Origin of the sequence: uncultured Neisseria sp. (genome assembly GCF_951230505.1) — a bacterium.
GTDB lineage: Bacteria > Pseudomonadota > Gammaproteobacteria > Burkholderiales > Neisseriaceae > Neisseria.
Genome location: NZ_CATNVN010000173.1, coordinates 1 through 3583 on the forward strand (window position 1 = coordinate 1; position 3583 = coordinate 3583).

Here is a 3583-nt window from a genome sequence, read left to right on the forward strand (position 1 = left end):
CATCATGAAAAAATGGCTGCTGGCTGTTTTACCTGCCACCGCACTGGCTGCTCCGCCTCAAGGCTTTTATCAAAATTACCAAGACTGGGACATTACCTGCGACAATACCGGTACCTGCCGTCTTGCCGGATATCAGGCGGATGAAACAGAAACGCCGGTTTCCATCCTGTTTACCCGAAAAGCGGGGGCGAATGCCGCCGTTGCCGGCGAAGTTTCCCTGCTGCCGTTTAACGACGATGATAGGCAACTCGCCCGTGTGGCGGCCCGCAACGAATTGATGTTGAACGGCAAATCACTGGGCAAATTGGCGTTGAACAAAAAAGGCCAAGGCAAATTGAACAGCGCGCAAACCAACGCCTTGCTCGAAGCGTTGAAAAAAGAAAGCAAAATCAGCATCCGCGCCGGCAAATATGAATGGCACTTGTCCGACAAAGGCGCGGCGGCGGCAATGTTGAAAGCGGACGAATTCCAAGGCCGTCTGAACACGCCTTCCGCGCTGATACGCAAAGGCAACAGCAGTCAGGCAGTCCTCAGCCCGCAGCCCAAACCCGTCATCCGCACCGTTGCCGTACCGAAAACAGCAGGCGATATACTGGAACAAGACACACCGCGCCACAGCGCCGTCATGAAACTGCTGCGCAACAGCAACCGCGTTTCTGAAAATGACGATAATTACTGCCCCGCCCTGCATAATAAAGAGCACATGGATTGGAACCGCAGCCTGAATATTTATCCGCTCAATAAACAACAAGTTTTGGTGGAGGCCGTCTGTATCGGCGGTGCTTATCAAACCAGCGGCTACTATGCCATTGCCGATAAAGAGTTGACCAAAATCGAACAAGTGCTGCCACCAATGACATACGGCGGACACGGCGGATTCGATGAGAAAACAGCCACCCTTAGCGGCAGCTTCAAAGGCCGAGGGATCGGCGACTGCTGGTCGGGCAATGCCGCAGTGTGGGACGGTAAAACGTTTGTCCGCAGTGAGGAACACACCACCGGTTCATGCAAAGGCTTCACGGGCGGCGCATGGCTGATGCCTATTTTTGAAGCCCGTGTTGAGCGTTAAAAGACACGGAATATTTACGATAGGAAGCAAAGGCCGTCTCAAAATTCCCGTTTTCAGACGGCCTTTTTCCTTATACAATAGCCACTTGAATTTCTATATACATTCTGAATAAAGGATACGGATTATGTTCGGCAAACAACTTTTTGAAGAAGTCAGCTCCAAAATCAGCGAAACCATCGCCAACAGCCCTGCCAAAGACATGGAAAAAAACGTTAAAGCCATGCTCGGCAGCGCGTTCAACCGCATGGATTTGGTGACCCGAGAAGAATTCGACATCCAACAACAGGTTTTGATTAAAACCCGTACCAAGCTGGCCGAATTGGAAGCCCGTTTGGCCAAACTCGAAGCCGCCCAAGAGCCTGAAGAAGCCGCTTTGAAAGCGGCCGAAGAAGCTGCCGAAGAAGCGGTTGCCGAAATCGCACAACAAACTGAAGCTGCCGAATAAGGCCGTCTGAAACATGTCGCTTGCTTTGGTTTACAGCCGCGCCTTAAGCGGCATGAATGCGCCGTTGGTCGAAGTGGAAGCCCACCTTGCCAACGGCTTGCCACATTTCAATATCGTCGGTTTGCCCGATACCGAAGTCAAAGAAAGCCGCGACCGTGTGCGTGCCGCCATCATCCAAAGCGGCTTCGACTTCCCCGCCAAGAAAATTACCGTCAACCTCGCACCGGCCGACCTCCCCAAAGAATCCGGCCGTTTCGATTTACCGATTGCCTTGGGCATTCTTGCCGCATCGGGACAAATTAATCCTGAAAAGCTCGCGCAATATGAGTTTGCCGGAGAATTGGCGCTGTCCGGGCTGCTGCGTCCCGTACGCGGCGCGCTAGCCATGGCATGGCAGGGAATGCAGGCCGGCCGTTCGTTCGTCTTGCCGCAAGAAAATGCCGAACAGGCTGCCGTCATGCGTGGCATTGCAGTTTATGGCGCGCGTTCTTTGGGCGAAGTGGCCGCCCATTTAAACGGCATCGAACCGTTGACACAAACCGAATGCAAACTGCCACAAAGGCCGTCTGAACAAAGTAAAATACCCGACTTAGCCGATGTCAAAGGCCAACACACCGCCCGCCTCGCCTTGGAAATCGCCGCGGCAGGCGGACACAGCCTGCTGATGATGGGGCCGCCGGGAACGGGCAAGTCCATGCTTTCGCAACGTTTGCCCGGTATCCTTCCGCCTTTGACCGAAGACGAATTGGTCGAAGTCTGGGCATTGCGTTCGCTCCTACCCAACCATCAACAGCAACTCGACAGCAACCGCCCTTTCCGCAGTCCCCACCACAGCGCCAGCTCGGCCGCCATGGTCGGCGGCGGTTCCGACCCGCGTCCGGGTGAAATTTCATTGGCGCACCATGGTGTGTTGTTTTTAGACGAATTGCCCGAGTTTGACCGTAAAGTATTGGAAGTATTGCGCGAACCTTTGGAAAACGGCGAAATCCATATTTCCCGCGCTGCACGCCAAGCCGTTTATCCGGCCAAGTTCCAACTTGTCGCCGCCATGAACCCCTGTCCTTGCGGCTATCTCGGTCATCCGTCCAAACCTTGCCGCTGCACGCCTGAAAGCATCGCCCGTTACCGCAGCAAAATTTCAGGGCCATTACTCGACCGCATTGATTTAACCATCGAAGTACCCAGCCTTTCCGCCGCCGAGCTGATGCAACAAGAAGCCGGCGAATCCAGTGCCGCCGTATTAGAACGCGTTACCGCCGCGCGTAAAATCCAATACGGCCGACAAGGCAAGGTTAATGCCGAATTGAGCGTCAGCGAGCTCGATGGTAAAGCCCGTATCCAAAAAGAAGCGCAAGAAGCCTTGGGAACCATGCTCGAAAAACTGTCCCTTTCCGCTAGAAGCTTCCACCGCATCATGCGCGTTGCCCGTACGCTGGCCGATTTGGCGGGCGAGGAAGAAGTCAATAAAACCCATGTGATGAAAGCCATCGGTTTCCGTCGCGCCCTCTAACTTTTCAGACGGCCTGAATCTTTATGTTTAAGTAAAACTAGAGTAAACAAAGCATCAGGATTTTGCCGTCCATAACGGTTATTGATAAAATATCGAATCCAAACTCAGACAGTCTCCCTTCAGACCGTCTGAACACATTATTACAAGGTAAGTCATGAAAAAATCTACACAATATGGCAAAGGCTTGGCCGGTTTCTTTTTCGGCCTGATACTGGCAACAGGTATTATTGCCGGTATTTTGTTCTTCTTGAACCAAGGCAACCAAAACGTTTTCAAAGAGCTGACTCAGCCTAAGCAAAGTGAAGAACCTGAAATCCTGAAACCTCAAGACAAAGCAGAGAAACGCCCTGCTACCGACAATTCGTCCAGCCAAGCAGATGAAGAAAAAGCCAAAGCTGAAAAAGAAGCGGCTGAAAAGGCTGCCAAAGAAGCTGAAGAGAAAGCGGCACAAGCAGAAAAAGAGGCTCAGGAAAAAGCCGAGCGCGAAGCCAAAGAAAAGGCGGATAAAGCTGAAGCAGAAAAAGCCGAACGCGAAGCTAAAGAAAAAGCTGAAAAAGCC

3 protein-coding genes and 1 pseudogene are annotated in these 3583 nt (G+C 52.5%); all 4 read left to right on the forward strand.

Going from position 1 to position 3583, the window contains the following annotated elements:
* Position 1: 1 nt before the first annotated feature.
* Positions 2-1069: a DUF1176 domain-containing protein gene (locus Q1M25_RS08880; RefSeq protein ID WP_300483924.1), complete on the forward strand. Its 1068-nt coding sequence runs from the start codon at positions 2-4 to the stop codon at positions 1067-1069.
* Between the two features lie 124 nt (positions 1070-1193).
* Complete coding sequence (locus tag Q1M25_RS08885) at positions 1194-1514, forward strand: accessory factor UbiK family protein (RefSeq protein WP_049323809.1); 321 nt, start codon at positions 1194-1196, stop codon at positions 1512-1514.
* 13 nt (positions 1515-1527) lie between these two features.
* Entirely contained in the window at positions 1528-3024 is a 1497-nt protein-coding gene (locus tag Q1M25_RS08890) for a YifB family Mg chelatase-like AAA ATPase (protein WP_300483926.1), read from the forward strand.
* A 154-nt stretch (positions 3025-3178) separates the two neighbouring features.
* Positions 3179-3583, forward strand: a pseudogene (locus tag Q1M25_RS08895) (cell division protein FtsN); the annotation flags it as partial.

Excerpts from the sequence above, each read along its gene's own strand:
- Q1M25_RS08890 (WP_300483926.1), top strand. The coding sequence starts at position 1,528 with ATGTCGCTTGCTTTGGTTTACAGCCGCGCCTTAAGCGGCATGAATGCG.
- Q1M25_RS08885 (WP_049323809.1), top strand. The coding sequence starts at position 1,194 with ATGTTCGGCAAACAACTTTTTGAAGAAGTCAGCTCCAAAATCAGCGAA.